The sequence below is a fragment of the Pseudomonas sp. R1-15 genome, from assembly GCF_051132085.1.
GTDB lineage: Bacteria > Pseudomonadota > Gammaproteobacteria > Pseudomonadales > Pseudomonadaceae > Aquipseudomonas.
Window position 1 is genome coordinate 402500 of sequence record NZ_CP071660.1, and the last position, 25617, is coordinate 428116.

At 61.9% G+C, this 25617-nt stretch carries 19 protein-coding genes and 1 pseudogene; 19 read left to right on the top strand and 1 reads right to left on the bottom strand.

All coding sequences use genetic code 11. The annotated features are described in order from the left end of the window. Window positions 1-247: 247 nt before the first annotated feature. Window positions 248-502 carry a hypothetical protein gene (locus J3P97_RS01745; protein WP_092328762.1) on the top strand — a complete coding sequence of 85 codons (255 nt, stop codon included), beginning with the start codon at window positions 248-250 and terminating at the stop codon, window positions 500-502. A gap of 43 nt (window positions 503-545) precedes the next feature. Further along, window positions 546-1115, top strand: coding sequence for a lipocalin family protein (locus J3P97_RS01750; RefSeq protein WP_434570215.1), 570 nt, complete (start codon window positions 546-548; stop codon window positions 1113-1115). Between the two features lie 117 nt (window positions 1116-1232). Here the strand turns inward: J3P97_RS01750 and J3P97_RS01755 are convergent, their stop codons facing one another. Continuing rightward, window positions 1233-2597: a formimidoylglutamate deiminase gene (locus J3P97_RS01755; protein ID WP_434673341.1), complete on the bottom strand. Its 1365-nt coding sequence runs from the start codon at window positions 2595-2597 to the stop codon at window positions 1233-1235. Window positions 2598-2739: 142 nt separating this feature from the next. On the opposite strand from J3P97_RS01755, the pseudogene hutC reads away from it, so the two are divergent. From hutC to mdoH, 17 genes and pseudogenes are all read left to right on the top strand, one after another. Beyond that, window positions 2740-3451: pseudogene (hutC, locus tag J3P97_RS01760) on the top strand (histidine utilization repressor). Continuing rightward, window positions 3448-4017: a HutD/Ves family protein gene (locus J3P97_RS01765; protein WP_434673342.1), complete on the top strand. Its 570-nt coding sequence runs from the start codon at window positions 3448-3450 to the stop codon at window positions 4015-4017. Before hutC ends, J3P97_RS01765 begins: the two are co-directional and overlap by 4 nt. A 462-nt stretch (window positions 4018-4479) precedes the next feature. Further along, window positions 4480-6168 (top strand): urocanate hydratase, encoded by a 1689-nt coding sequence (gene hutU, locus J3P97_RS01770; protein ID WP_434673343.1) that lies wholly within the window; start codon window positions 4480-4482, stop codon window positions 6166-6168. A gap of 147 nt (window positions 6169-6315) precedes the next feature. After that, on the top strand, window positions 6316-7782 hold the full coding sequence (locus tag J3P97_RS01775) for a purine-cytosine permease family protein (RefSeq protein ID WP_434673344.1): 1467 nt from the start codon (window positions 6316-6318) through the stop codon (window positions 7780-7782). Window positions 7783-7852: 70 nt separating this feature from the next. Continuing rightward, window positions 7853-8821, top strand: coding sequence for an ABC transporter substrate-binding protein (locus J3P97_RS01780; protein ID WP_434673345.1), 969 nt, complete (start codon window positions 7853-7855; stop codon window positions 8819-8821). 71 nt (window positions 8822-8892) lie between these two features. Continuing rightward, the gene (locus tag J3P97_RS01785; protein ID WP_109752006.1) at window positions 8893-9744 is read left to right on the top strand and encodes an ABC transporter permease; all 852 of its coding nucleotides are present in this window, start codon (window positions 8893-8895) and stop codon (window positions 9742-9744) included. After that, a complete protein-coding gene (locus J3P97_RS01790; protein ID WP_305497396.1) occupies window positions 9741-10571 on the top strand; it encodes a quaternary amine ABC transporter ATP-binding protein in 831 nt (276 codons plus the stop codon). Before J3P97_RS01785 ends, J3P97_RS01790 begins: the two co-directional genes overlap by 4 nt. Before the next feature lie 171 nt (window positions 10572-10742). Next, window positions 10743-12266, top strand: coding sequence for a histidine ammonia-lyase (hutH, locus tag J3P97_RS01795; RefSeq protein WP_434673346.1), 1524 nt, complete (start codon window positions 10743-10745; stop codon window positions 12264-12266). Between the two features lie 129 nt (window positions 12267-12395). Beyond that, on the top strand, window positions 12396-13928 hold the full coding sequence (gene hutH, locus J3P97_RS01800; protein WP_434673347.1) for a histidine ammonia-lyase: 1533 nt from the start codon (window positions 12396-12398) through the stop codon (window positions 13926-13928). 157 nt (window positions 13929-14085) lie between these two features. Next, window positions 14086-15288, top strand: a complete 1203-nt coding sequence (gene hutI, locus J3P97_RS01805) for an imidazolonepropionase (protein WP_434673348.1) — start codon at window positions 14086-14088, stop codon at window positions 15286-15288. Between the two features lie 11 nt (window positions 15289-15299). Continuing rightward, window positions 15300-16103 (top strand): N-formylglutamate deformylase, encoded by an 804-nt coding sequence (hutG, locus tag J3P97_RS01810; protein ID WP_434673349.1) that lies wholly within the window; start codon window positions 15300-15302, stop codon window positions 16101-16103. 262 nt (window positions 16104-16365) lie between these two features. Then, window positions 16366-17313, top strand: a complete 948-nt coding sequence (locus J3P97_RS01815; RefSeq protein WP_434673350.1) for a choline ABC transporter substrate-binding protein — start codon at window positions 16366-16368, stop codon at window positions 17311-17313. A 75-nt stretch (window positions 17314-17388) separates the two neighbouring features. After that, window positions 17389-18300 carry an alpha/beta hydrolase gene (locus J3P97_RS01820; RefSeq protein ID WP_434673351.1) on the top strand — a complete coding sequence of 304 codons (912 nt, stop codon included), beginning with the start codon at window positions 17389-17391 and terminating at the stop codon, window positions 18298-18300. 104 nt (window positions 18301-18404) lie between these two features. Continuing rightward, window positions 18405-19376 carry a prolyl aminopeptidase gene (gene pip / locus J3P97_RS01825; RefSeq protein WP_003196909.1) on the top strand — a complete coding sequence of 324 codons (972 nt, stop codon included), beginning with the start codon at window positions 18405-18407 and terminating at the stop codon, window positions 19374-19376. Further along, window positions 19373-19810: a D-aminoacyl-tRNA deacylase gene (gene dtd / locus J3P97_RS01830; protein WP_434626480.1), complete on the top strand. Its 438-nt coding sequence runs from the start codon at window positions 19373-19375 to the stop codon at window positions 19808-19810. Before pip ends, dtd begins: the two co-directional genes overlap by 4 nt. Window positions 19811-20160: 350 nt before the next feature. Continuing rightward, a complete protein-coding gene (locus tag J3P97_RS01835; protein ID WP_434602573.1) occupies window positions 20161-21903 on the top strand; it encodes a glucan biosynthesis protein G in 1743 nt (580 codons plus the stop codon). Continuing rightward, window positions 21896-24466, top strand: a complete 2571-nt coding sequence (gene mdoH / locus J3P97_RS01840) for a glucans biosynthesis glucosyltransferase MdoH (protein WP_434570189.1) — start codon at window positions 21896-21898, stop codon at window positions 24464-24466. Before J3P97_RS01835 ends, mdoH begins: the two co-directional genes overlap by 8 nt. The last annotated feature ends 1151 nt before the right edge of the window (window positions 24467-25617 follow it).

A 25617-nucleotide genomic window follows, 5' to 3' on the forward strand; every position in this document is an offset into this window, starting at 1 on the left:
CTGCCAATTTGCCATAGTGCAAGATTTTGCGCTGTTACTTTTTATCGGCGCAAAAGCCCGTCCCATCAGGCGTGGAGGGGGCGATCCCGACGAAAGGCACGACCGCGTCACAAACCGGTTGATTTCCGATGAAACACCGCTGCACAGCCAATAAATACCAGGGGCACGAGGGAACCAGACAGGGGTTTTCTCTTCTAAGGATCAGGTTGGCACCCTGCCACCTCCCTTCTGCTCCAGGAGTTACACCATGTCGCTGCGATCCATCGCCCTGCTGTTTGTGTGCGTCGTCTTGACCGCATGCAGCAAGGTTAACCAGGAAAACTATTCGAAGCTGTCGGCTGGCATGCCCAAGGCCGAAGTCGAAACGTTACTGGGGAAACCGACTGATTGTTCGGGCGCGCTCGGCATGTCCAGCTGCACCTGGGGCGACCAGAAAAGCTTTATCAGCGTGCAGTATGCCGGTGACAAAGTGTTGATGTTTTCCGGCCAAGGCCTGAAGTAACCTGAAGTAAACCGGGGCCAAGCGCCCACGGGAGAAAAAAATAATGATGCGGTTAGTTTTTGTGCTTTTGGCTGGCCTGGTATTGGCCGGCTGTGCCTCTTCTGGCGTAGACCCGTTGGCGCCCAAGACAGTCAACAGCGTCAATCTCAAGCGGTACCAAGGGACCTGGTACGAACTGGCCCGCCTGCCGATGTACTTCCAGCGCAACTGCGCGCAATCCGAAGCGCATTACACCCTCAAGCCTGACGGCAACATGGACGTATTCAACCGCTGCCTGACCTCCGACTGGAAATGGGAAGAGGCCAGGGGCACGGCTTACCCGCAAGTGCCGGGTAAAACCGACAAGCTCTGGGTCGAATTCGATACCTGGTTCTCGCGGATCCTGCCGGGCGTGGCAAAAGGGGAATATTGGGTGTTGTACGTCAGCGATGACTACAAGACCGCCATCGTCGGCGACCCGAGCCGGCGCTACATGTGGTTGCTCTCCCGCACGCCGACGGTGAAGGTGGATGTGCGTGAAGAACTGCTGAGCAAGGCCCGCCAGCAGGGCTATGACACGACGCGGTTGGTCTGGCGCGCATCGGACCGGCAGATGGCGAAGACTTCGGACTGACTCCGTAACATCTGTGGGAGCGAGCCTGCTCGCGAAGAGGGCTTCACATTCAACACATAAGTTGATTGATGGTCCGCCTTCGCGAGCAGGCTCGCTCCCACATTGTTGTTATGAGGATCAGCCCAGCAGCTCGCGCAACACCTGGGTGAACGCCCGTGCGCTTTCCTCTTCGCCGGCATGGCGCCCATCGCGCACCACCCACTTGCCACCCACCATCACATCCCGCACCTGGCGATCGCCACCGGCGAACAGCCAACGATTGAGAATACCGTCGCCGTTGGCCGTGGCCAGGTACGGATCGTTGCCATCAAGCACCAGCCAATCGGCGCGCTTCCCTACTGCGAAAGCACCGATGGGTTGTCCCAGGGCCTGGGCGCCACCGTCCAGCGCGGCGTCATACAGCGTGCGCCCAACCATCGGTTGGTCTGTTCGATACAACCGGTTGCGCCGCTGGTCTCGCAAACGCTGGCCGTATTCCAGCCAACGCAACTCTTCCACCACACTCAACGACACATGGCTGTCGGAACCGATGCCCATCCGCCCACCTTGGGCGAGGAAGTCCACGGCCGGGAAAATCCCGTCGCCAAGATTGGCTTCAGTGGTCAGGCACAACCCGGCAATCGCCCGGCTCCTGGCCATGAGGCTGACTTCCTGGGGGTTGGCGTGCGTTGCGTGAACCAGGCACCAGCGCTGGTCGACTTCGGTATTCTCGTACAGCCACTCCAGCGGCCGCGCGCCACTCCAGCTCAGGCAATCGTCGACTTCCTTTTGCTGTTCGGCGATGTGGATATGCACCGGGCAATGCCGATCACTGGCGGCCAGTACGTCCTTGATCTGTCCGGGCGTCACGGCGCGCAAGGAGTGGAAACACAAGCCCAGCGCCTGATTGGCTTGCCCGGCCAGGACAGGTTGCAAGCGCTCCTGAAGCTTCAGGTAGTTTTCGGTGCTGTTGATGAACCGGCGCTGCCCCTCGTTGGGCGCCTGGCCGCCGAAGCCGGAATGGCTGTAGAGCACCGGCAGCAACGTCAGGCCGATGCCGGCGGCGCTGGCGGCTTGGCTGATGCGCAGCGCCAGTTCGGCCGGGTCAGCGTAGGGCGCGCCGTCGACGTCATGGTGCACGTAATGGAACTCGGCGACCGAGGTGTAGCCGGCCTTGAGCATTTCGATGTACAGCTGGCGGGCGATAATGCCGAGTTGCCCGGGGCTGATTTTCCCGACGAGGCGGTACATCAGGTCACGCCATGTCCAGAAGCTGTCGTTGGGGTTGCCGGCCACCTCAGCCAGTCCGGCCATGGCCCGCTGGAAAGCATGGGAATGCAGGTTCGGCATGCCTGGCAAGAGCGGGCCGTCCAGTCGTTCGGCGCCGTCTGCGTGGGCGTCGGCCTGGATGTGGGTCAGGATGCCGTTGGCATCGACCTCAAGACGTACATCATTGGCCCATCCACTAGGCAGCAGCGCGCGTTCGGCAAAGAAGGCGGACATGGTTGACCCTCATCTGTGAAATTTGTATATACATATACAGACGTTTGCCTGGCCGGTAAACTCCGGCAAGCTAGCCACCTAATTTGCAGAACAGGGAACCGCCGTGCCGACTCCGCCTGCCAAACCGCCGCTGGCCGCAACCATGGGTGACAGTCCGGCGCCCTTGTATGCCCCGCGTCAAACAGATGATTACCCAGCAGATCGACAGTGGAAACTGGCCGCCGCACTACCGCGTGCCGTCGGAAAGCGAACTGGTCAGTCAGTTGGGCTTCAGCCGCATGACCATCAACCGTGCCCTGCGGGAGATGACCGCCGATGGCCTGTTGGTGCGCATGCAGGGTGTCGGCACGTTCGTCGCCGAGCCCAAGAGCCAGTCCGCGCTGTTCGAAGTGCACAACATCGCCGATGAAATCGCCTCCCGGGGTCATCGCCATACCTGCAAGGTGATTACCCTGGAAGAGGAGGCCGCCGGCTCCGAACGTGCCCTGGCCCTGGATATGCGCGAAGGCCAGAAGGTGTTCCACTCGTTGATCGTGCATTTCGAGAACGATATCCCCGTGCAAATCGAGGACCGTTTCGTCAACGCGCTGGTGGCGCCCGAGTATCTCAAGCAGGACTTCACCCAGCAAACGCCTTACGCCTACCTGAACCAGGTCGCGCCGCTGACCGAGGGGGAGCATGTGGTGGAAGCCATCCTGGCCGAGCCGAGCGAATGCAAGTTGCTGCAGATCGAAAGGGGCGAGCCGTGCCTGTTGATTCGTCGCCGCACCTGGTCGGGGCGCCAGCCGGTGACCGCCGCACGCCTGATTCATCCGGGCTCGCGCCACAGTCTGGAAGGGCGTTTCCACAAATGAGCCAGTTGAAGGTGTTACGCGCCGCGGATTACCCGCGCATGCCTTGGAAGAACGGTGGCGGCAGCACGGAAGAAATCACCCGCGATGCCGGCGCCGGCCTGGAAGGTTTCGGCTGGCGCCTGTCGATTGCCGATATTGGTGAGTCCGGTGGTTTCTCCACCTTCGCGGGCTACGAGCGGATCATCACGGTCTTGCAGGGTGATGGGATGACGCTTAACGTCGATGGCCACGCCACGCGGCCTCTGCATTCGCTGGACCCGTTTGCGTTCAGCGGTGAGAGCCACGTGCAATGCACATTGCTGGGCGGGCCGATTCGTGACTTCAACCTGATCTACGCGCCACAGCGTTACCGTGCACGATTGCAATGGTTGGGCGGCCAGCAGCGGTTTTTCAGCGAGGCGGGGACGGTGTTGGTGTTCAGTGCGGCTCCGGGGTTGGCTATCAAGATCGGGGAGTCCACCGTTGACTTGGGGCTTTACGATTGTCTGCAACTGAGCGGTAACACCGCACTGGTGGATGTCTCCATTCACGGTCAGTGCTGCGTGATTGAGCTGACGGCCCACTAAAAATCCGGCGAAAACGCTCTTGTGGCGAGGGAGCTTGCTCCCGCTGGGGCGCGCAGCGGCCCTGTTTTTTAGGTCTGCTTCACCCGAGGCGTCGGACCGGCCCAGCGGGAGCAAGCTCCCTCGCCACAAAAGCTCACCTAATTGTTCCCTCCATGCGCACCAACTTGTTACCGAACGCCCCAGCGTGGCGCAATACCACGCTTTTGTGTCCCTCCGACTTCCCCCTCCAAAACCCTTCTGAAAAATTTCATGCAGCTCGGCAGCCCTTCAATCACAGGGCTTTGAGCTCTATCCCAAACCGTCCCTGAACATCGGCTCCAACAAGTTGGCCGCTTGATTGCATATGCTTGTACATACAAGTAAAGACGTATGCGTATGAGTCGCCTGCATTCAACGCAACGTTCGCTGAATCGCTGCCCACTGCCCGGGCTGGTCTGGATTGATCGCTGAGGAGTTTTTGCTGTGACCGACGCTACCCGCAAACCTGAAAAATACCGTGACGTTGAAATCCGCGCGCCTCGCGGTAACACGCTGACCGCCAAGAGCTGGCTGGCTGAAGCGCCGCTGCGGATGTTGATGAACAACCTCGACCCGGAAGTGGCCGAGAACCCCAAGGAACTGGTGGTCTACGGTGGCATCGGTCGCGCGGCGCGCAACTGGGAATGCTACGACAAGATTGTCGAAAGCCTGACCAACCTGAATGACGACGAAACCCTGCTGGTGCAATCCGGCAAGCCGGTGGGCGTATTCAAGACCCACAGCAACGCTCCTCGCGTACTGATCGCCAACTCCAACCTGGTGCCGCACTGGGCCAGCTGGGAGCATTTCAACGAACTCGACGCCAAGGGCCTGGCCATGTACGGCCAGATGACCGCCGGCAGCTGGATCTACATCGGCAGCCAGGGCATCGTCCAAGGCACTTATGAAACCTTCGTCGAGGCTGGTCGCCAGCATTACGATTCCAACCTCAAGGGCCGTTGGGTCCTGACCGCAGGCCTGGGTGGCATGGGCGGCGCGCAACCGCTGGCCGCGACTTTGGCCGGTGCGTGCTCGCTGAACATCGAATGCCAGCAGGTCAGCATCGATTTCCGTCTGAAAACCCGCTACGTCGACGAGCAAGCCAAAGACCTCGACGACGCCCTGGCGCGCATCGAGAAATACACCGCCGAAGGCAAGGCAATTTCCATCGCGTTGTGTGGGAACGCCGCCGAAATACTCCCTGAAATGGTCCGTCGTGGTGTGCGCCCGGACATGGTCACCGACCAGACCAGCGCCCACGACCCGCTCAACGGTTACCTGCCGGCCGGCTGGACCTGGGACGAATACCGCGCCCGCGCCAAGACCGAACCTGCTGCCGTGGTAAAAGCCGCCAAGCAATCGATGGCCGTGCATGTCAAAGCCATGCTGGCCTTTCAGAAAATGGGCGTGCCAACCTTCGACTATGGCAACAACATCCGCCAGATGGCCCAAGAAGAGGGCGTCGAGAATGCCTTCGACTTCCCGGGCTTCGTCCCGGCGTATATCCGTCCGCTGTTTTGCCGGGGCATCGGCCCGTTCCGCTGGGCCGCGCTGTCGGGTGACCCGCAGGACATCTACAAGACCGACGCCAAGGTCAAGGAACTGATCCCCGACGACGCTCACCTGCACAACTGGCTGGACATGGCCCGCGAGCGCATCAGCTTCCAGGGCTTGCCGGCACGTATCTGCTGGGTTGGCCTGGGCCAGCGCGCCAAGTTGGGCCTGGCCTTCAACGAGATGGTGCGCAGCGGTGAGTTGTCGGCGCCGATCGTGATCGGCCGCGACCACCTGGACTCCGGCTCCGTTGCCAGCCCGAACCGTGAAACCGAATCCATGCAGGACGGCTCCGACGCCGTTTCCGACTGGCCGCTGCTCAATGCCTTGCTCAACACCGCCAGTGGCGCGACCTGGGTGTCGCTGCACCACGGTGGTGGCGTCGGCATGGGTTTCTCCCAGCACTCGGGCATGGTGATCGTCTGCGACGGCACCGACGAAGCGGCCGAGCGTATCGCCCGCGTACTGCATAACGATCCGGGCACTGGCGTCATGCGTCATGCCGACGCCGGTTACCAGATTGCCATTGATTGCGCGAAGGAGCAGGGGCTGAACCTGCCGATGATCACTGGTAAGTAAACGCAAAACCCAGGTGGGAGCGAGCCTGCTCGCGAAGGCGGCTTGTCATGCGAGGCATCTGTTGAATGACACACCGCTTTCGCGAGCAGGCTCGCTCCCACACATAAAAGCATCGCCCGAACCAGAACAATCCACAGAGGTTGAACCATGGCTGTCACCAGCACACGCGATAGCAGCAAGCCGTTTATCGAGAAACGATCGATCGACTACATCCCGGAAGCGGAGCGACACGGTCGGTTGTTGAGCCAGTTCACCCTCTGGATGGGGGCCAACCTGCAGATCACTGCAATTGTCACCGGCGCGTTGGCGGTGGTGCTTGGCGGTGATGTGTTCTGGTCGTTGATCGGTCTGCTGATCGGCCAGGTGCTCGGCGGTGGCGTCATGGCCTTGCATGCCGCGCAAGGGCCCAAGCTGGGCCTGCCGCAGATGATCTCCAGCCGGGTGCAGTTCGGTGTGTATGGCGCGGCCATCCCGATCGTGCTGGTGTGCCTGATGTACCTGGGTTTCACCGCCACGGGAACCGTGCTTTCCGGCCAGGCGCTGGGCCAGTTGTTTGGCGTCAGTGACAGTCTCGGCATCCTTATTTTCGCCAGTGTCATCGTGCTGGTGACGGTGCTCGGTTACCGGGTGATCCACTTCATTGGCCGGGTCGCCAGCGTCATTGGTGTGATTGCCTTTGTCTACCTGTTCGCTCGCCTGATCAGCCAGACGGACGTTGGCGCGCTCTTGCAAATTCGCCATTTCAGCTGGAGCAGTTTCTTGCTGGCGGTGTCGCTCGCGGCCTCCTGGCAGATCGCCTTCGGCCCCTACGTGGCTGACTACTCGCGGTACCTGCCGAGCAAGACGTCCTCGGTGAAAACCTTTTTCGCCGCCGGCGCGGGTTCCGTCATCGGCGCGCAGGTAGCGATGATCCTCGGCGTGTTTGCCGCCGCTTCGGCCAACGGGCAGTTCGCCGGTCACGAAGTGGCCTACATCGTAGGCCTGGGAGGCACCGGCGCCACCGCTGCGCTGCTGTACTTCAGCATCGCCTTTGGCAAGGTCACCATCTCCACGCTGAACTCCTACGGCAGCTTCATGTGCATCGCGACGATCATCAGCGGTTTCCGCGGGCACCTGAACGTAACGCGGTTGCAGCGTCTGGTCTTCGTGCTGGTCATCGTCGGCGCCGCGACCCTGATCGCGCTGCTCGGCCAGCACTCGTTCCTCGGTGCGTTCAAGTCTTTCATCCTGTTCTTGCTCGCATTCTTCACGCCGTGGAGCGCGATCAACCTGGTGGACTACTACTGCATCACGCGCGAGCGCTATGACGTGCCGGCACTGAACGACCCGAACGGTCGCTACGGTCGTTGGAACGCCCTCGGCATCAGCGTCTACGTCTTCGGTGTATTGGTTCAGTTGCCGTTCATCGCCACCAAGTTCTATACCGGCCCGTTGGTGAAAGCCATGGGTGGTGTGGATATCTCGTGGATCATCGGTCTGGTGGTTCCGGCGGCGCTGTATTACCTCATCGCCAGAAAGTGGCACAGCGCAGTACCCGATCAATTGATCCTGCCGGTCGAGCAGGACGCGGTTGACGCACAACCGAGCAGGGCGGGCCGCATCCAAGCGGTCTGATGGGACGTTGACAGGGCTGGATGCCTCTTGACTGCCGTAAGCCAATCCAACTGATTAGGAGCGTCACACAATGAAATCGAACAAGACCCTGCTGACCGCATTGCTTGCCATGGGCCTGCTGGCCAGCGCTGGCGCCACGCAAGCGGCCGGCTGGTGCGAGTCGGGCAAATCGGTGAAGTTCGCCGGCCTGAACTGGGAAAGCGGCATGCTGCTGACCGACGTGATGCAAGTGGTGCTGGAAAAAGGCTACGGTTGCAAGACCGACAGCCTGCCAGGCAATTCCATCACCATGGAGAACGCCCTGAGCAGCAACGACATCCAGGTGTTCGCCGAAGAGTGGGTCGGCCGCAGTGAGGTGTGGAACAAGGCCGAGAAGGCCGGCAAGGTGGTGGGCGTCGGTGCACCGGTTGTCGGCGCGATCGAAGGCTGGTACGTGCCGCGCTACGTGATCGAAGGTGATGCCAAGCGCAAGCTCGAAGCCAAGGCCCCGGGCCTGAAGAATATCGCCGACCTGGGCCAATATGCCGCCGTGTTCAAGGATCAGGAGGAACCGTCCAAGGGCCGCTTCTACAACTGCCCGGCCGGTTGGACCTGCGAGCTGGACAACAGCGAAATGCTGAAAAGCTACGGCCTGGAAAAAACCTACACCAACTTCCGCCCAGGCACCGGCCCGGCCCTGGATGCGGCAGTGCTGTCGAGCTACAAGCGTGGCGAGCCGATCCTGTTCTACTACTGGTCGCCAACACCGCTGATGGGCCAGGTCGACCTGGTGAAGCTCGAAGAAAAACCGGGCGTGGATAAAAGCGTGAGCATCAAGGTCGGCCTGTCCAAGACCTTCCATGACGAAGCCCCGGAATTGGTGGCAGTGCTGGAAAAGGTCAACCTGCCGATCGACATCCTGAACCAGAACCTCGGGCGCATGGCCAAAGAGCGGATCGAGTCGCCGAAACTGGCGAAGATCTTCCTGAAGGAACATCCTGAAGTCTGGCATGCCTGGGTCAGCGAAGACGCTGCCAAGAAAATCGACGCGGCTCTGTAGGTCGAATATTTCCCGGCCAACCGTGGGGCTGGCCGGGACGTTCACCGCATCCACCTGATCGAGAGTCTCTTATGTTTCCCGAAAGCTTTACCTTCTCCATCGCCGACTGGGTCAACGGTTGGGTCGACTCCCTGGTGACCAATTATGGCGATGTGTTCCGGCATATCTCCGACACGTTGCTGTGGGCCATCGTCAACCTTGAAGGTCTGCTGCGCATGGCCCCTTGGTGGCTGATGCTGGCGATCGTCGGCGGTGTCGCCTGGCATGCCACCCGCAAGGTCGTGGCGACAGCGGTAATCGTCGGCCTGCTGTTCCTGGTGGGCGCGGTGGGCCTGTGGGACAAACTGATGCAGACCCTCGCGCTGATGCTGGTCGCGACGCTGATTTCGGTGCTGATCGGGATTCCGCTGGGCATTCTCTCGGCGCGCAGCAATCGCCTGCGTTCGGTGCTGATGCCCCTGCTGGACATCATGCAGACCATGCCAAGCTTCGTGTACCTGATTCCGGTGTTGATGCTGTTCGGCCTGGGCAAGGTCCCTGCGATCTTCGCCACGGTGATCTACGCCGCGCCGCCCTTGATCCGCCTGACCGACCTGGGCATCCGCCAGGTTGACGGCGAAGTCATGGAAGCCATCAACGCCTTTGGCGCCAACCGCTGGCAGCAGTTGTTCGGCGTGCAACTGCCCCTGGCCCTGCCGAGCATCATGGCCGGGATCAACCAGACCACCATGATGGCCCTGTCGATGGTGGTCATCGCCTCGATGATCGGCGCCCGTGGCCTGGGCGAAGACGTACTGGTCGGCATCCAGACCCTCAACGTCGGGCGCGGCCTCGAAGCCGGGCTCGCCATCGTGATTCTCGCCGTGGTCATCGACCGCATTACCCAGGCCTATGGTCGCCCTCGGCATGAGGTGAGCAAATGAGCAACGCAGCCGTCAGCAAGATCGAAGTCAGGAACGTCTTCAAGATTTTCGGCAACCGGTCCAAGGAGGCCCTGGAGCTGATCCGCCAGAACAGGACCAAGGACCAGGTGCTGGCCGAAACCGGCTGCGTGGTCGGCGTGAACGACCTGTCGCTGAGCATCGGCACCGGTGAGATTTTCGTGATCATGGGCCTGTCCGGTTCCGGCAAATCCACTTTGGTTCGCCACTTCAACCGGTTGATCGACCCTACCAGCGGCGCGATCCTGGTGGACGGCGAAGACATCCTGCAACTGGACATGGATGCCTTGCGTGAGTTTCGTCGACGCAAGATCAGCATGGTGTTCCAGAGCTTCGGCCTGCTGCCCCACAAGAGCGTGCTGGATAACGTCGCCTACGGCTTGAAGGTGCGCGGCGAAAGCAAGCAGGTCTGCGCCGAACGGGCGTTGCACTGGATCAGCACCGTGGGCCTGAAGGGCTACGAGAACAAATACCCGCACCAGCTCTCCGGCGGCATGCGCCAGCGCGTCGGCCTGGCCCGGGCGTTGGCGGCGGATACCGACATCATCCTGATGGACGAGGCGTTCAGCGCCCTCGATCCGCTGATCCGCGCGGAAATGCAGGACCAGTTGCTGGAACTGCAAAAAACCCTGCACAAGACCATTGTCTTCATCACCCACGACCTCGACGAGGCCGTGCGCATCGGCAACCGCATCGCGATTCTCAAGGACGGCAAGCTGATCCAGGTCGGCACGCCACGGGAGATCCTGCACTCGCCGGCGGATGAGTATGTCGATCGGTTTGTGCAGCGGCGGGCGGCAGTGGTTTGAGGGATTTGTGGTGGCTGGGCTGGCCTCTTCGCGAGCAGGCTCGCTCCCACATGTGGCCTCCTTTTGTTCACAAATGTTGTGTTCAAAGGAAATCTCCTGTGGGAGCGAGCCTGCTCGCGAAAGCGTCGGCAAAGCTGCATCAATGTTCAGGTTGCAAGCATGAGGTTGAAGATGTCCCAGGCTCAAAAAATCATCATCACCGACGCCCCGCTGCGCTGGCAGGACGTGGTCGCCGTCGCCCGCTTCGGCGCTGTGCTGGAGCTATCGGCCCAGGCCTGGGCGCGCATCGACAATGCCCAGGCCATCGTCCAGCGCATCGTCGAAAGCGGTGAACGGGCCTATGGCGTCAACACCGGCCTGGGCGCCTTGTGCAATGTCTCGCTCAAGGACGAACAGCTCAGCCAATTGTCGCGCAACACCTTGCTCAGCCATGCCTGTGGCGTCGGCCCCGCGCTGTCCGATGAGCAGACCCGGGCGATCCTCTGCGCGGCCATCCTCAACTACAGCCAAGGCAAATCAGGCATCCATCGCCGGGTGGTCGAGGCGTTGCTGGCGCTGCTCAATTGCGGCATCACGCCGCAAGTGCCGTCCCAGGGTTCGGTGGGTTACCTGACCCACATGGCCCACATCAGCATCGCGCTGCTGGGCGTCGGCGAGGTCAGCTATCGCGGGCAGGTCGTCTCGGCGCAGCAGGCGCTGGCCGCTGAAGGTCTGCAACCGGTGCAGTTGGGGGCCAAGGACGGTTTGTGCCTGGTCAACGGCACGCCGTGCATGACCGGCCTCAGTTGCCTGGCCCTGGCCGATGCGACGCGCCTGGTGCAGTGGGCCGATGTGATCGGTGCCATGAGCTTCGAGGCGCAGCGCGGGCAGATCGCCGCGTTCGATGCCGAGATCATCGCGCTCAAGCCGCACCCCGGCATGCAGCAGGTGGGCAGTAACTTGCGGGCGCTGCTCGATGGCAGCGAAGTCATCGCTTCGAGCCTGGGCATCCGCACCCAGGACGCCTTGAGCATCCGCTCGATTCCGCAAGTGCATGGCGCCGCTCGTGATCAGTTGGAGCATGCCCGGCAGCAGATCGAAACCGAACTCAATGCCGCTACCGATAACCCTCTGCTGCTGGGGACGCCGGACAGTTTCCGGGTCGTGTCCCAGGCCAACCCTCATGGCCAGTCGGTGGCGCTGGCGGCTGACCTGTTGGCGATCGCCATGGCGGAAATCGGCTCCATCGCCGAGCGTCGCCTCGACCGTTTGATCAACCCGCACGTCAGTGGGCTGCCGGCCTTCCTGGTGGCCAATCCCGGGGTGAATTCGGGGATGATGATCGTGCAATACGTCGCCGCGTCACTGTGCGCGGAGAACAAGCAACTGGCGCAACCGGCGGTGCTCGACAATTTCGTCACCTCCGGGTTGCAGGAAGACCATTTGAGCATGGGCACCAACGCGGCCCTGAAGCTGCACCGGGCGCTGGAAAACTGTACGCAGATCCTCGCCATCGAATACCTGTTGGCGGCCCAGGCCTTCGAGTTTCTCAAGGCGCAGCGTTTTGGCGCTGGCACCGACACCGCCTGGAAGCTGCTGCGCGAGCGCGTCCCGGCCTACGACCAGGATCGCTGGCTGGCGCCGGACATCGCCAGCGCCGCCGGGCTGCTCAGAGATCCGAACGTGCTGCACCACGTTCTACCGAATTTGAATTGATCAAAAAAAACGCCAGCGTGCCAAGGCACCTATAGCCCACAAGGCATCGCCCAAAAGGCGAAGGTGACGGATAACGGAACATTCCGGAGCGACTGGCGGGTAAAAACAAACTCTCAAAAGGAGCAATACATGACTGCCTTGAACCTGATTCCCGGCCAATTGAGCCTGGCTCAATTGCGTGACATCTACCAGCACCCGGTGACGCTCAGCCTCGACGCCAGCGCATCGGCGCAGATCGAAGCCAGCGTTGCCTGCGTGGAGCAGATCCTCGCCGAGAATCGCACCGCCTACGGCATCAACACCGGTTTCGGCCTGTTGGCCTCGACCCGCATCGCCAGCGAAGACCTGGAAAACCTGCAGCGCTCTTTGGTGCTGTCCCATGCCGCCGGAGTCGGCGAGCCGATCAGCGATGCGCTGGTGCGGTTGATCATGGTGCTCAAGGTCAACAGCCTGAGCCGGGGTTTCTCCGGCATTCGCCGGCAGGTGATTGATGCGCTGATCGCACTGATCAACGCCGAGGTCTACCCGCACATTCCGCTGAAAGGTTCGGTGGGCGCATCCGGTGACCTGGCGCCTCTGGCCCACATGTCCCTGGTGCTGCTGGGCGAGGGCAAGGCCCGTTATAAAGGCGAATGGCTGCCGGCTGTCGACGCCCTGAAAGTCGCCGGCCTCGCGCCGCTGACCCTGGCCGCCAAGGAAGGTCTGGCGTTGCTCAATGGCACCCAGGTGTCCACCGCGTTTGCCTTGCGCGGCCTGTTCGAAGGCGAAGACCTGTTTGCCGCTGCCCTGGCCCTGGGCAGCCTCACGGTGGAAGCGGTGCTTGGCTCGCGCTCGCCATTCGATGCGCGCATCCATGCGGCTCGCGGCCAGAAAGGCCAGATCGATGCCGCCGCGGCCTATCGCGACCTGTTGGGCGAGCGCAGCGAAGTGTCGGATTCGCACCAGAACTGCGACAAGGTCCAGGACCCGTACTCCCTGCGTTGCCAGCCGCAAGTGATGGGCGCCTGCCTGACCCAGTTCCGCCAGGCCGCCGAGGTGCTGGTGATCGAAGCCAACGCTGTGTCGGATAACCCGCTGGTGTTCGCCACCGAGGGCGACGTGATCTCCGGCGGTAACTTCCACGCCGAACCGGTGGCGATGGCCGCCGATAACATGGCCCTGGCGATCGCCGAGATCGGCTCCCTGAGCGAGCGGCGCATTTCGTTGATGATGGACAAGCACATGTCGCAGCTGCCGCCGTTCCTGGTGGCCAATGGCGGGGTCAACTCCGGCTTCATGATCGCTCAGGTTACCGCTGCGGCCCTGGCCAGTGAAAACAAGGCGCTGTCCCATCCTCATTCGGTGGACAGCCTGCCGACCTCGGCGAACCAGGAAGACCACGTCTCCATGGCCCCGGCCGCCGGCAAGCGCTTGTGGGAAATGGCCGAGAACACCCGTGGGATTCTCGCGGTGGAATGGCTGGCGGCGTGCCAGGGGCTGGATTTGCGCGGTGGTTTGAAAACCTCGGCCAAACTGGAACAGGCCCGGGCGCTGCTGCGTGCAGAAGTACCGTTTTACGAGAAGGACCGGTTCTTTGCGCCGGACATCAACGCGGCCAGTGAGCTGTTGGCGAGTCGGTGTCTGAACGAGCTGGTCACGGCGCAGTTGTTGCCGAGCCTTTGATGGCCCCTTCGCGAGCAGGCTCGCTCCCACATGTATGGCGTTCCCTCAGATTCTGCGCAGCTTCTCCCACATGGATGGCGCTCCCTCAGATTCTGCGCAACTTCTGTGGGAGCGAGCCTGCTCGCGAATCGATTTTGAATGCGACGAGGAAACCGGGATGAAAACCCTCTGGCAAAACTGCCACGCCGCCACCATGGCCCAGGGCGTCTACTCGATTATCGAAGACGCCGCCATTGTCACCCAAGGCGAGCACATCCAATGGATCGGCCCCCGTGCCGAATTGCCGGTGGGCGACTACCCGGCAGTCAACGACCTGAAGGGCGCCTGGGTCACCCCGGGCCTGATCGATTGCCACACCCACGCGGTGTTCGGCGGCAACCGCAGCGGTGAATTCGAACAGCGCCTGCAAGGCGTCAGCTACGCCGACATCGCCGCGGCCGGCGGCGGCATCGCCAGCACCGTGCGCGCGACCCGCGCCGCCAGCGAGGACGAGCTGTTCGCCAGCGCCGCAAAACGCCTGAAAAGCCTGATGCGCGACGGCGTGACCACGGTGGAAATCAAGTCCGGCTACGGCCTCGACCTGCCCAGCGAACGCAAGATGTTGCGGGTCATCCGCCGCCTCGGCGCCGAACTGCCGGTCAGTGTGCGCAGCACTTGCCTGGCGGCCCACGCCTTGCCGCCGGAATACAAGGACCGCGCCGACGACTACATCGAACACATCTGCGCCGAAATGCTCCCGGCGTTGGCCGCCGAGGGGCTGGTGGACGCGGTGGATGCGTTCTGCGAGTACCTGGCGTTTTCTCCCGAGCAGGTCGAACGGGTGTTCTTGACCGCGCAGCGATTGGGCCTGCCGGTAAAGCTGCACGCCGAGCAACTGTCGTCCTTGCATGGTTCCAGCCTGGCGGCGCGGTATCAGGCGCTGTCGGCCGATCACCTGGAGTTCATGACCGAGGATGACGCCAAGGCCATGGCCGAGTCTGGCACCGTAGCGGTGCTGCTGCCGGGGGCATTTTATTTCCTGCGAGAAACCCAGTTGCCGCCCATGGATGCCCTGCGCAAGCACGGCGTGAAAATCGCCGTCGCCAGTGACCTCAACCCCGGCACCTCGCCCGCGCTGTCGTTGCGCCTGATGTTGAACATGGCCTGCACCTGCCTGCGCCTGACCCCGGAAGAAGCACTGGCGGGAGCAACGATTCATGCCGCCCAGGCCCTGGGCATGGCCCAGACCCACGGCTCGCTGGAAGCCGGCAAGGTGGCGGATTTTGTCGCCTGGCACATCGATCGCCCGGCCGATCTGTCGTACTGGCTCGGCGGCGATCTGGAAAAACGCGTCGTGCGCCACGGCGTGGAAATCGATTGAGGAGAACGGTTGTGGAGAAGGTCCTGAATTTCAAGCAAGGGCGCGTGCCGCTGTTGATCAGCATGCCTCACGCCGGCCTGCGCCTGACGCCGGCGGTAGAGGCCGGGTTGATCCCCGAGGCCCAGAGCCTGCCGGACACCGATTGGCATATTCCGCGGCTGTATGATTTCGCCGATGAGCTGGGCGCCAGCACCCTGGCGGCCGAATATTCGCGGTTCGTCGTCGACCTGAACCGTCCTTCTGATGACAAACCGATGTACGTCGGCGCCACCACTGGCCTGTACCCGGCAACGCTGTTCGATGGCGTGCCGTTGTTTCGCGAAGGCCTGGCGCCGTCGGCTGATGAGCGTGCCACGTACTTGCAGCAGATCTGGATGCCCTACCATCAGGCCCTGCAACAGGAACTGGCGCGGCTCAAGGCCGAGTTCGGCTATGCCTTGCTGTTCGATGCCCACTCGATCCGTTCGGTGATCCCGCACCTGTTCGACGGCAAGCTGCCGGACTTCAATCTCGGCACGTTCAACGGCGCCAGTTGCGACCCGGCCCTGGCCAGCCAGCTCGAAGCCATCTGCGCCCGCCACGGCCAGTTCACCCATGTGCTCAACGGGCGCTTCAAGGGCGGACACATCACCCGGCACTACGGCAACCCGGCCGAGGACATCCACGCGGTGCAACTGGAACTGTGCCAGAGCACCTACATGGAAGAGTTCGAGCCATTCAACTACCGCCCGGACCTGGCGGCGCCGACCCAGGTGGTGCTCTGGGAGTTGCTGGAAGGTTTCCTGGCGTGGGGACAAAAAGCCTACAAACGCTAATTCGAGGTGAGGCGGCTGTTGTGGCGAGGGAGCTTGCTCCCGCTGGGTGGCGAAGCCGCCCTCGCTTTTTTGCGGTCGCTACGCAACCGAGCGGGAGCAAGCTCCCTCCCCACAAGAGCATCCATGCTGCTCAAGCTGTCGCCACCGTGCAAAACCGCGTCGCCACAGTTCATCTTCAGCCCCTCGACGCTGCGTAATGTTCCAGGCACGGTGCACCAAGACACCGGCCTACAATAACCCGCTGCCGCACGAGACCTTTCCGATGAAAAGACCGTTCAAACGCTGTCTATCGATCCTCTGCGGTACCGTCCTGTTGAGCTCCGGCGCGATGGCTGCCGAGGCAGCGTCCTGCCAGACCGTGCGCATGGGCGTGGTCAACTGGACCGACGTGATCGCCACCAGTGGCATGGCTGACGTGCTGCTCACCGGCCTGGGCTACGAAAGCAAGCAGACCAGCGCCGTGCAGCAGATCATCTTCGCCGGCATCCGCGACAAGCGGCTCGACATTTTCCTCGGCTACTGGAAACCGGCGATGGACAAGAACATCGCGCCGTTCCTGGCGGCCAATCAAGTGAAAGTACTGGACAAACCAAGCCTGGCCGACGCCCAGGCGACCCTGGCCGTTCCCGACTACGTGGCGGCGGCGGGGCTCAAGACCTTCGCCGACATCGCTCGGTTCAAGGACCAGTTGGGGGCGAAAATCTACGGCATCGAGCCGGGCAGCGGCGCCAATACCACCATCAAGACCATGATCGAGACCAATCACTTCGGTCTCAAGGATTTCAAGCTGATCGAGTCCGGCGAGGCCGGGATGCTGGCGGCGGTGCAGCGGGCAGTCAATCGCAAGGAATTCGTGGTCTTTGTCGGCTGGACCCCACACCCGATGAACATCAACATGAACATCGCTTACCTGACCGGCAGCGAAGATGTCTATGGCCCCAACGAAGGCGCCGCGACGGTCTCCATCGTCACCGCGCCGGACTACGCACAGCGGTGTCCGAACGTGCAGCGGCTGCTGGAGAACCTCACGTTTACCGCCGCCCAGGAGAGCCAGTTGATGGTGCCGATCATGGAACGCAAGACGCCCCAGGACGTCGCGCGGCAATGGTTGCGCGAGCACCCGGAGGACCTGCAGCGCTGGCTCGTCGGCGTGACCAGCTTCGATGGCAAGGATGGCATCGCGGCGGTGCAGGCCAGTCTCAAGAATTGACCCAGTCTTGCGGGCGCTGATAACCCCCGCCACAAAAGCTTTCGGGCTAAACCGTAGCGTCCACGGCGAACCACAATGGCCTACCCACTCTCCCAGGCAATGTCCGCCTTCATCGACAAGACCCTGAGCTTCACCAGCCCGGATGACAGCCTCGCCGGCTCGCGCCAGGCTTACAGCCGGATGTGCCGGGCATTCACCCCGCCGCGCCCATCAACGCTTGCGGTCGAGGATCTGCACCTGGCTGGCGTCGCTGTCCGGGCCTATCACCTGCGTACTTCGCCGCCGCTCGCCGGGTGGCCGTGCATTCTTTATCTGCACGGTGGCGGTTGGGTGGTAGGGGACCTGGATTCCCATGATTTCATTTGCATGGAACTGGCCGCGGCCCTCGGCGTGTTGGTGGTGGCGGTGGATTACCGGCTTGCCCCCGAGCATCCGTTTCCCGCTGGGTTCGAAGATTGCCTCACCGTGTGGCGCCACCTGGGGGACCTGCCGTTTGCCATCAACCCTCGGCGCGGGGCCGTGGTGGGCGACAGCGCTGGCGGCAACCTCGCCGCTGCGGTGTGCCTGGCCTTGCGCGATGCAGGGCAGCCTCTGCCCCGGTCCCAGGTGCTGATCTACCCGGCGCTTGGTGGTCCCGACCATTTACCGTCGCGCACCGAATGTTTCGACGCGCCGCTCTTGAGCCGCAGTGACCTGCAACGCTATGACGCGTGGTACCTGCGTGGTACCCAGCCCTCAGCCTACGCCGCGCCATTGCTCGCCGAGGATTTCAGCGGCCTGCCCGCGACGCTGGTTGCCGTGGCGCAATGGGATCCGCTGCGCGACGATGGCGTCCTCTATAACGAGCGCATCAGCGCCGCAGGGGTAGCCTCTGAGTTGTACAACGGCGAGGGTCTGGTCCACGGTTGCCTGCGCGCGCGGGGCCAGGTGCCGGAGGTCGATCAGCTATATCGCAGGCTACTGGCCTACCTGGCCGACACGCTTTGAATGCCGCAGGGCATGCTCATTAAGGTAATTCGGGTTTATGATGCCGGACGGCAGACTAAATAGAAGTCCCCACACGGATGACTCGACCCCTTACGGAGCGCGCAATGCAGACTTTGTACCCGCAGATCAAACCCCATGCCCGGCACGATCTGGCTGTCGATGACACCCACACGCTCTATGTCGATGAAAGCGGCTCGCCGGAAGGCCTGCCTGTCGTGTTCATCCACGGTGGCCCGGGGGCGGGTTGCGATGCGCAAAGCCGTCGCTACTTCGATCCAAACCTGTACCGCATCGTTACGTTCGACCAGCGCGGCTGCGGCCGTTCCACGCCTCACGCGAGCCTGGAAAACAACACCACCTGGGACCTCGTCGAAGACCTGGAGCGCATCCGCAAGCACCTGGGCATCGAAAAGTGGGTGCTGTTCGGCGGCTCCTGGGGCTCGACCCTGGCCCTGGCCTACGCTCAGACTCATCCGGAGCGGGTACATGGCCTGATCTTGCGTGGGATCTTTCTCTGCCGTCCGCAGGAAATCGAATGGTTCTACCAGGCCGGGGCCAGTCGCCTGTTTCCCGATTACTGGCAGGATTACATCGCGCCGATCCCCCTGGATGAGCGCGACGATCTGCTCAGCGCGTTCCACAAACGCCTGACCGGCAACGACCAGATCGCCCAGATGCACGCGGCCAAGGCCTGGTCCACCTGGGAGGGGCGCACCGCAACCCTGCGCCCGAACCCGCTGGTGGTCGATCGTTTCTCCGAGCCGCAGCGAGCGCTGTCGATCGCCCGGATCGAATGCCACTACTTCACCAACAACGCCTTTCTCGAACCCAACCAGTTGATTCGCGACATGGGCAAGATCGCCCATTTGCCGGGCGTCATCGTGCATGGTCGCTACGACGTGATCTGCCCATTGGACAATGCCTGGGAGCTGCACCAGAACTGGCCCAACAGCGAGTTGCAGGTGATCCGTGACGCCGGCCACGCCGCTTCGGAACCAGGGATTACCGACGCGTTGGTGCGCGCCGCCGCGCAAATGGCCCGCCGCCTGCTCGACCTGCCACCTGAAGAAGCATGAAGGGGTTGCTGCAGAGGGTTCGTGGCGCCCGGGTCGAAGTCGCGGGCGAGATTGTCGGGGCGGTGGACCATGGCTTGCTGGTGCTGGTAGCCGTCGAGCCTGGGGATACCCGGGCCAGTGCCGACAAACTCCTGCACAAGCTGCTTAACTATCGGGTGTTCAGCGACGCCGACGGCAAGATGAACCTGTCCCTGGCGGACGTCGCGGGTGGTTTGCTGCTGGTCTCGCAGTTCACCCTGGCGGCGGACACCAAAAGCGGTCTGCGCCCGAGCTTTTCAACCGCCGCGCCGCCGGTCCTTGGCGAAGAGTTGTACAACTATCTGCTGACCCAGGCGAAACAGGTGCATGGCACCGTGGCATCAGGTAGATTCGGCGCCGACATGCAAGTGCATCTGGTCAATGATGGCCCGGTAACCTTTCTGTTACAGGTCTGAAAGCGTTTGAAACATCTTTTCGGTCCGGTTTCGAGTCAAAACAGGGAGTTTTCTCGATAAATACTTTGCTAGCCCTGATGCGTTGTCACGCGGCCTACTAGATAATCGCGCGCTACGGGGGATCGGCGTTCGCCGGTCCATTTGACTTAGGTAGAGACTTGTCCTGAACCGTTTGGGGAATCATTTTGTCCCATCGGAGTCGGAACAATGCTCGCCAACTTGGCAAGAGTGGTCCGCAGGAGCGGTTTTTCAGCGCCGTTACCGTGCAGATACTTTATCTGGCCGTTGGTTTTTTGATCTGTTTTCGGCGAGGGTTGCTCGTGATTGTTAGTCCCTGTAATGCACCAAAAATGACTGCCAAACGGTTTAGAAACGCTCTGGTAGCGGGCTCGGCCCTGCTGTGCCTGTTTGGCGCGGGCCAACTGTGGGCATTCAGCCTGGATGATGTATCGGCGAAGGCACAAGAACTGGCCGGGCAGAAATTCGAAGCCCCGCGCAGCAACCTGCCGAACGAATTCCGCGAAATGAAATTCGCCGATTATCAGAAAATCCGTTTCCGCACCGAAAAAGCTGAATGGGCCGACCAGAAGACACCGTTCAGGCTGTCCTTCTATCACCAAGGCATGCATTTCGACACACCGGTGAAGATCAATGAAATCACCGCGACCACCGTCGAAGAGATCAAATACGACCCGACACGCTTCGATTTCGGTGATGTGAAGTTCGATCCGAAGGCCACCGAACAATTGGGGTACGCGGGTTTCCGCGTGTTGTACCCGATCAACAAGGCCGACAAGCAAGACGAAATCATGACCATGCTCGGCGCCAGCTACTTCCGCGTCATCGGCAAGGGCCAGGTTTATGGCTTGTCCGCTCGCGGCATGGCGATCGATACCGCATTGCCATCGGGTGAAGAGTTCCCTCGTTTTCGTGAGTTCTGGATCCAGCGTCCGAAGCCGACCGACAAGCACCTGGTGATCTTCGCCTTGCTCGATTCGCCACGGGCCACCGGCGCTTATCGCCTGACTGTGCGCCCAGGCACCGATACCGTCGTTGACGTCAAATCGCGTGTTTTCCTGCGTGATCGCGTCAACAAGCTGGGCATCGCCCCGTTGACCAGCATGTTCCTGTTCGGCGCGAATCAGCCGTCCAAGGTCTTGAACTACCGTCGCGAGCTCCACGACTCCAGCGGCCTGTCCATCCATGCCGGCAACGGCGAGTGGATCTGGCGTCCGCTGAACAACCCGAAACACCTGGCCGTGAGCAACTTCTCGGTAGAAAACCCGCGTGGTTTTGGCCTGCTGCAACGTGGTCGTGACTTCAGCCACTACGAAGACCTGGACGACCGCTACGAAAAACGTCCAAGCGCCTGGATCGAACCGAAAGGCGACTGGGGCAAGGGTACCGTAGACCTCGTCGAGATCCCGACCGCCGACGAAACCAACGACAATATCGTTGCGTTCTGGAGCCCGGAAAAACTGCCTGAGCCAGGCCAGCCACTGGACTTCGCCTATCGCCTTCACTGGACACTCGATGAAGCCAGCCTGCACTCGCCAGACAGCGCCTGGGTCAAGCAGACCCTGCGTTCCACGGGTGACGTGAAGCAGTCCAACCTGATTCGCCAGCCGGATGGCAGCGTGGCCTACCTGGTCGATTTCGAAGGCCCGTCCCTGCAAGCCCTGCCTGAAGACGCCGAGGTGCGTAGCCAGGTGAGCGTGGGTGACAACGGCGAAATCGTCGAGAACAGCGTGCGCTACAACCCTGAAACCAAGGGCTGGCGCCTGACGTTGCGCCTGAAGATCAAGGATCCGGGCAAGGCGACCGAGATGCGTGCCGCGTTGGTCCGGCCGCTGGTTCCTGTAGAGCTGCCGGCTACCTCGCATTCCGTGACCACGCTGGCCAAGGCCGACAAGGTCGCCAAGCAGCAGAGCGAGAAAGAGAAAGCCAACGAACAGGCCGGCGAGCAGCAGGAAGCCAAGGCCGTCAAGGCGTCCACCGCCGCCGCCGAGCCGACCCCAACCCCGCAGGAACCGGAGCAGACTGAACAAGTCCTGACCGAGACCTGGAGCTATCAGTTGCCTGCCGATGAGTAATACTTCCGTACAGCCAGTGTCTCTGAGCGAGTATCTGGCCCATTTGCCGATGACCGACGAGCAGCGCGCCGAACTGGCGGGCTGCAAGTCCTTCAGCGAATTGCATGAACGCCTGGCTTCGTCGACGTTCGATGCGCCCGACGAGGCAGCCCAAGCCTCGGTGGGCCGTCGCCTGGCGCTCAGCACTGCCGAGGAGCTCGAGGACGCCGAAATGCTGGCCCTCGATTCCAGTGGCCGTGTATGCCTGAAGGCTACTCCGCCGATTCGCCGGACCAAGGTCGTGCCGGAGCCATGGCGCACCAACATCCTGGTACGCGCCTGGCGCCGCCTGACCGGTCGCACCAACCCGCCGAAGCCGCCCAAGGACGAGCGCGTCTTGCCGCATGCGCGCTGGCGTACCGTGGGTTCGATCCGTCGCTACATCCTGTTGATCCTGATGCTCGGCCAGACCATCGTGGCCGGCTGGTACATGAAAGGCATCATGCCGTACCAGGGCTGGTCGCTGGTGGACCTGGATGAAGTGCTGCATCAGCCGCTGCTGCAGACGGCCACGCAAGTGCTGCCATACGCGCTGCAAACCAGCATCCTGATCCTCTTCGGGATCCTGTTCTGCTGGGTCTCGGCCGGTTTCTGGACCGCGCTGATGGGATTCCTCGAACTGCTCACCGGGCATGACAAGTACCGCATTTCCGGTGCCAGCGCCGGTAACGAGCCAATTCCCAAGGATGCCCGCACCGCCCTGGTGATGCCGATCTGTAACGAGGACGTGCCACGGGTATTCGCCGGTCTGCGCGCCACGTTCGAGTCGGTCGCGGCCACGGGTGACCTGGACCGCTTCGACTTCTTCGTGCTCAGCGACAGTAACGAAACCGATATCTGCGTCGCCGAGCAGCAGGCCTGGCTGGATGTCTGCCGTGAAACCGGGGGCTTCGGCAAGATCTTCTATCGTCGCCGCCGTCGCCGCGTGAAACGCAAGAGCGGCAACCTCGACGACTTCTGTCGTCGCTGGGGCAGCGACTACAAGTACATGGTCGTGCTCGACGCCGACAGTGTCATGAGCGGCGAATGCCTGACCAGCCTGGTGCGCCTGATGGAGGCCACGCCGGACGCAGGCATCATCCAGACCGCACCGCGTGCCTCGGGCATGGACACGCTGTATGCGCGCATGCAGCAGTTCGCCACACGGGTCTACGGTCCGCTGTTCACCGCCGGCCTGCACTTCTGGCAGCTGGGCGAGTCGCACTACTGGGGCCACAACGCGATCATCCGCATGAAGCCGTTTATCGACCACTGCGCCCTGGCGCCGTTGCCCGGTAAAGGTGCCTTCTCCGGTGCGATCCTCTCCCACGACTTTGTTGAAGCTGCGCTGATGCGCCGTGCCGGCTGGGGCGTGTGGATTGCCTATGACCTGCCGGGCAGCTACGAAGAGCTGCCACCGAACCTGCTGGATGAACTCAAGCGTGACCGTCGCTGGTGCCACGGCAACCTGATGAACTTCCGGCTGTTCCTGGTCAAGGGCATGCACCCGGTGCACCGTGCGGTGTTCCTGACCGGGGTGATGTCCTACCTGTCGGCACCGCTGTGGTTCTTCTTCCTGGTGCTGTCCACCGCGCTGCTGGCGGTGAACACACTGATGGAACCGCAGTACTTCCTTGAGCCGCGTCAGTTGTATCCGCTGTGGCCACAATGGCATCCGGAAAAAGCCATCGCGCTGTTCTCGACCACCATCGTGCTGCTGTTCCTGCCCAAGCTCTTGAGCATCGTGTTGATCTGGGCGAAAGGCGCGAAGGAGTTCGGCGGCAAGTTCAAGGTCACGATGTCGATGCTGCTGGAAATGCTGTTCTCCATGCTGTTGGCGCCGGTGCGCATGATCTTCCATACCCGTTTCGTGCTGGCCGCCTTCCTGGGCTGGGCCGCGACCTGGAACTCGCCCAAGCGTGACGATGACTCCACGCCTTGGAGCGAAGCCATCAAGCGCCACGGACCGCAGACCCTGCTGGGCTTCTTCTGGGCCTTGCTGGTGATCTGGCTGAACCCGAGCTTCCTATGGTGGCTCGTGCCGATTGTCGGCTCGCTGATGTTGTCGATCCCGGTTTCGGTGATCTCCAGCCGCGTGGGCCTGGGCTTGAAGTCCCGTGATGAAAGCCTGTTCCTGATTCCCGAGGAATACGCGCCGCCACAGGAACTGCTGTCGACTGACCAGTACACCCATGAAAACCGTTGGCACGCGCTGAACGACGGCTTCATCCGGGCGGTGGTCGATCCGCGACAGAACGCCCTGGCGTACGCATTGGCTACCTCCCGTCACGGCAAGGCCGAGCCGATCGAATGGCTGCGCGTCGAGCGCGTCCGTCATGCCTTGAAGGTCGGCCCGGCCGGGCTCAACAACGCCGAGCGATTGGCGCTGCTGAGCGATCCGGTGGCCCTGTCCCGCCTGCATGAGCAGGTCTGGAGCGAGGCGCATCCCGAGTGGCTGGCGGCGTGGCGTGAATCGGTCAAGGCCGATCCCCATGCACCGTTGCTGCCGCTTCAACCGGTGGGCGCGCAGCCTCAACTGGCCTGATACACAAAAAGCCCCGCTTCTGAGAAGAAGCGGGGCTTTTTGTTGGGCGCATTTTTATCGATGGTTCGCTCTTGTGGCGAGGGAGCTTGCTCCCGACCTGCGTGCCTTGATATGTGCCGAGCTGCTAAACCCGGTCGTTGAACCGACAGGTACCTGAAAACAGTAGAACCCAAGGCCAAGGCGCACAAGTCGGCGGGTTCTGGTGTCGTTGTAGGCAAAGGAGCAAGACGTCGTAGCCTTGAGCTGACCGATTGTTAGATGCAGATAATTTTGTGTGTATATCCGTTATTTAGGTCACGGCGGCTTATGGTTTCGCCCTTACGGCGACTCACTTTTTTTCAGACGCCAAAAAAAGTAAGCAAAAAAGGCTTTGCCCCACCACTCGGCACCTCGCCGAGGCTCGGTGTGCCCTCACTCCGGCATTGCTCCGTGGGCCCGCCGCGGAGGGCCGTCCCTGGCCCAGCGCGGCTATCCCGGCATCCATGCCGGGATGCCCACTGCGCAATGCCTGCGTTCGGCCAGCGTGGTTAACGGGGCGCCTCAGATCAAGATCAAGATCAAAAGCAAGGCGGCCTGGCAGCCGACCTTATTCTCACGGCGGTACGCTGATTCCAATGTGGGAGCGAGCTTGCTCGCGATGGCGGCCTTGCAGCCGGCCAGGTTTGTTGGCCGGGTACATATCCTTTGCTGCGGTAACGGCTGCTTAGGGTTTCGCCCTTACGGCGGCTCACTTTTTTCAAACGCTAAAAAAGTAACCAAAAGGCTTTGCGGTATGAGTCAACCACATAGGTTACAAATCAGTTCACTCACATAGGTAACAGTTTTTAACTGGCAGGGTCGGTTTTCGGATGACCATGCCATGCCGAGGCGGCCTTATAGCCGACCTGTTTCTTTGGCTTTATTCCAACCCATTGTGGGAGCGAGCCTGCTCGCGAAGAGGCCGCCAGATCCGACATCTTCATCAACCGTGGCACCGCCTTCGCGAGCAGGCTCGCTCCCACAGGTGTTTTGTGTCGCCTACAAAATAGTGGTTGAACGCAGAGGCATTGTGGGAGCGAGCCTGCTCGCGAAGAGGCCGGCAGATCCGACATCTTCATCAACCGTGGCACTGCCTTCGCGAGCAGGCTCGCTCCCACAGGTGTGGGGCGTCT

What these genes read in the sequence shown, in the direction of transcription:
- J3P97_RS01755 (WP_434673341.1), bottom strand. Translation starts at nt 2,597, where the DNA reads ATGTCCGCCTTCTTTGCCGAACGCGCGCTGCTGCCTAGTGGATGGGCC.
- dtd (WP_434626480.1), top strand. Translation starts at nt 19,373, where the DNA reads ATGAAGGGGTTGCTGCAGAGGGTTCGTGGCGCCCGGGTCGAAGTCGCG.
- hutH (WP_434673346.1), top strand. Translation starts at nt 10,743, where the DNA reads ATGTCCCAGGCTCAAAAAATCATCATCACCGACGCCCCGCTGCGCTGG.
- J3P97_RS01780 (WP_434673345.1), top strand. Translation starts at nt 7,853, where the DNA reads ATGAAATCGAACAAGACCCTGCTGACCGCATTGCTTGCCATGGGCCTG.
- J3P97_RS01775 (WP_434673344.1), top strand. Translation starts at nt 6,316, where the DNA reads ATGGCTGTCACCAGCACACGCGATAGCAGCAAGCCGTTTATCGAGAAA.
- hutH (WP_434673347.1), top strand. Translation starts at nt 12,396, where the DNA reads ATGACTGCCTTGAACCTGATTCCCGGCCAATTGAGCCTGGCTCAATTG.
- J3P97_RS01785 (WP_109752006.1), top strand. Translation starts at nt 8,893, where the DNA reads ATGTTTCCCGAAAGCTTTACCTTCTCCATCGCCGACTGGGTCAACGGT.
- pip (WP_003196909.1), top strand. Translation starts at nt 18,405, where the DNA reads ATGCAGACTTTGTACCCGCAGATCAAACCCCATGCCCGGCACGATCTG.
- mdoH (WP_434570189.1), top strand. Translation starts at nt 21,896, where the DNA reads ATGAGTAATACTTCCGTACAGCCAGTGTCTCTGAGCGAGTATCTGGCC.
- J3P97_RS01820 (WP_434673351.1), top strand. Translation starts at nt 17,389, where the DNA reads ATGGCCTACCCACTCTCCCAGGCAATGTCCGCCTTCATCGACAAGACC.
- J3P97_RS01745 (WP_092328762.1), top strand. Translation starts at nt 248, where the DNA reads ATGTCGCTGCGATCCATCGCCCTGCTGTTTGTGTGCGTCGTCTTGACC.
- J3P97_RS01750 (WP_434570215.1), top strand. Translation starts at nt 546, where the DNA reads ATGATGCGGTTAGTTTTTGTGCTTTTGGCTGGCCTGGTATTGGCCGGC.
- hutI (WP_434673348.1), top strand. Translation starts at nt 14,086, where the DNA reads ATGAAAACCCTCTGGCAAAACTGCCACGCCGCCACCATGGCCCAGGGC.
- J3P97_RS01765 (WP_434673342.1), top strand. Translation starts at nt 3,448, where the DNA reads ATGAGCCAGTTGAAGGTGTTACGCGCCGCGGATTACCCGCGCATGCCT.
- J3P97_RS01835 (WP_434602573.1), top strand. Translation starts at nt 20,161, where the DNA reads ATGACTGCCAAACGGTTTAGAAACGCTCTGGTAGCGGGCTCGGCCCTG.
- J3P97_RS01815 (WP_434673350.1), top strand. Translation starts at nt 16,366, where the DNA reads ATGAAAAGACCGTTCAAACGCTGTCTATCGATCCTCTGCGGTACCGTC.
- J3P97_RS01790 (WP_305497396.1), top strand. Translation starts at nt 9,741, where the DNA reads ATGAGCAACGCAGCCGTCAGCAAGATCGAAGTCAGGAACGTCTTCAAG.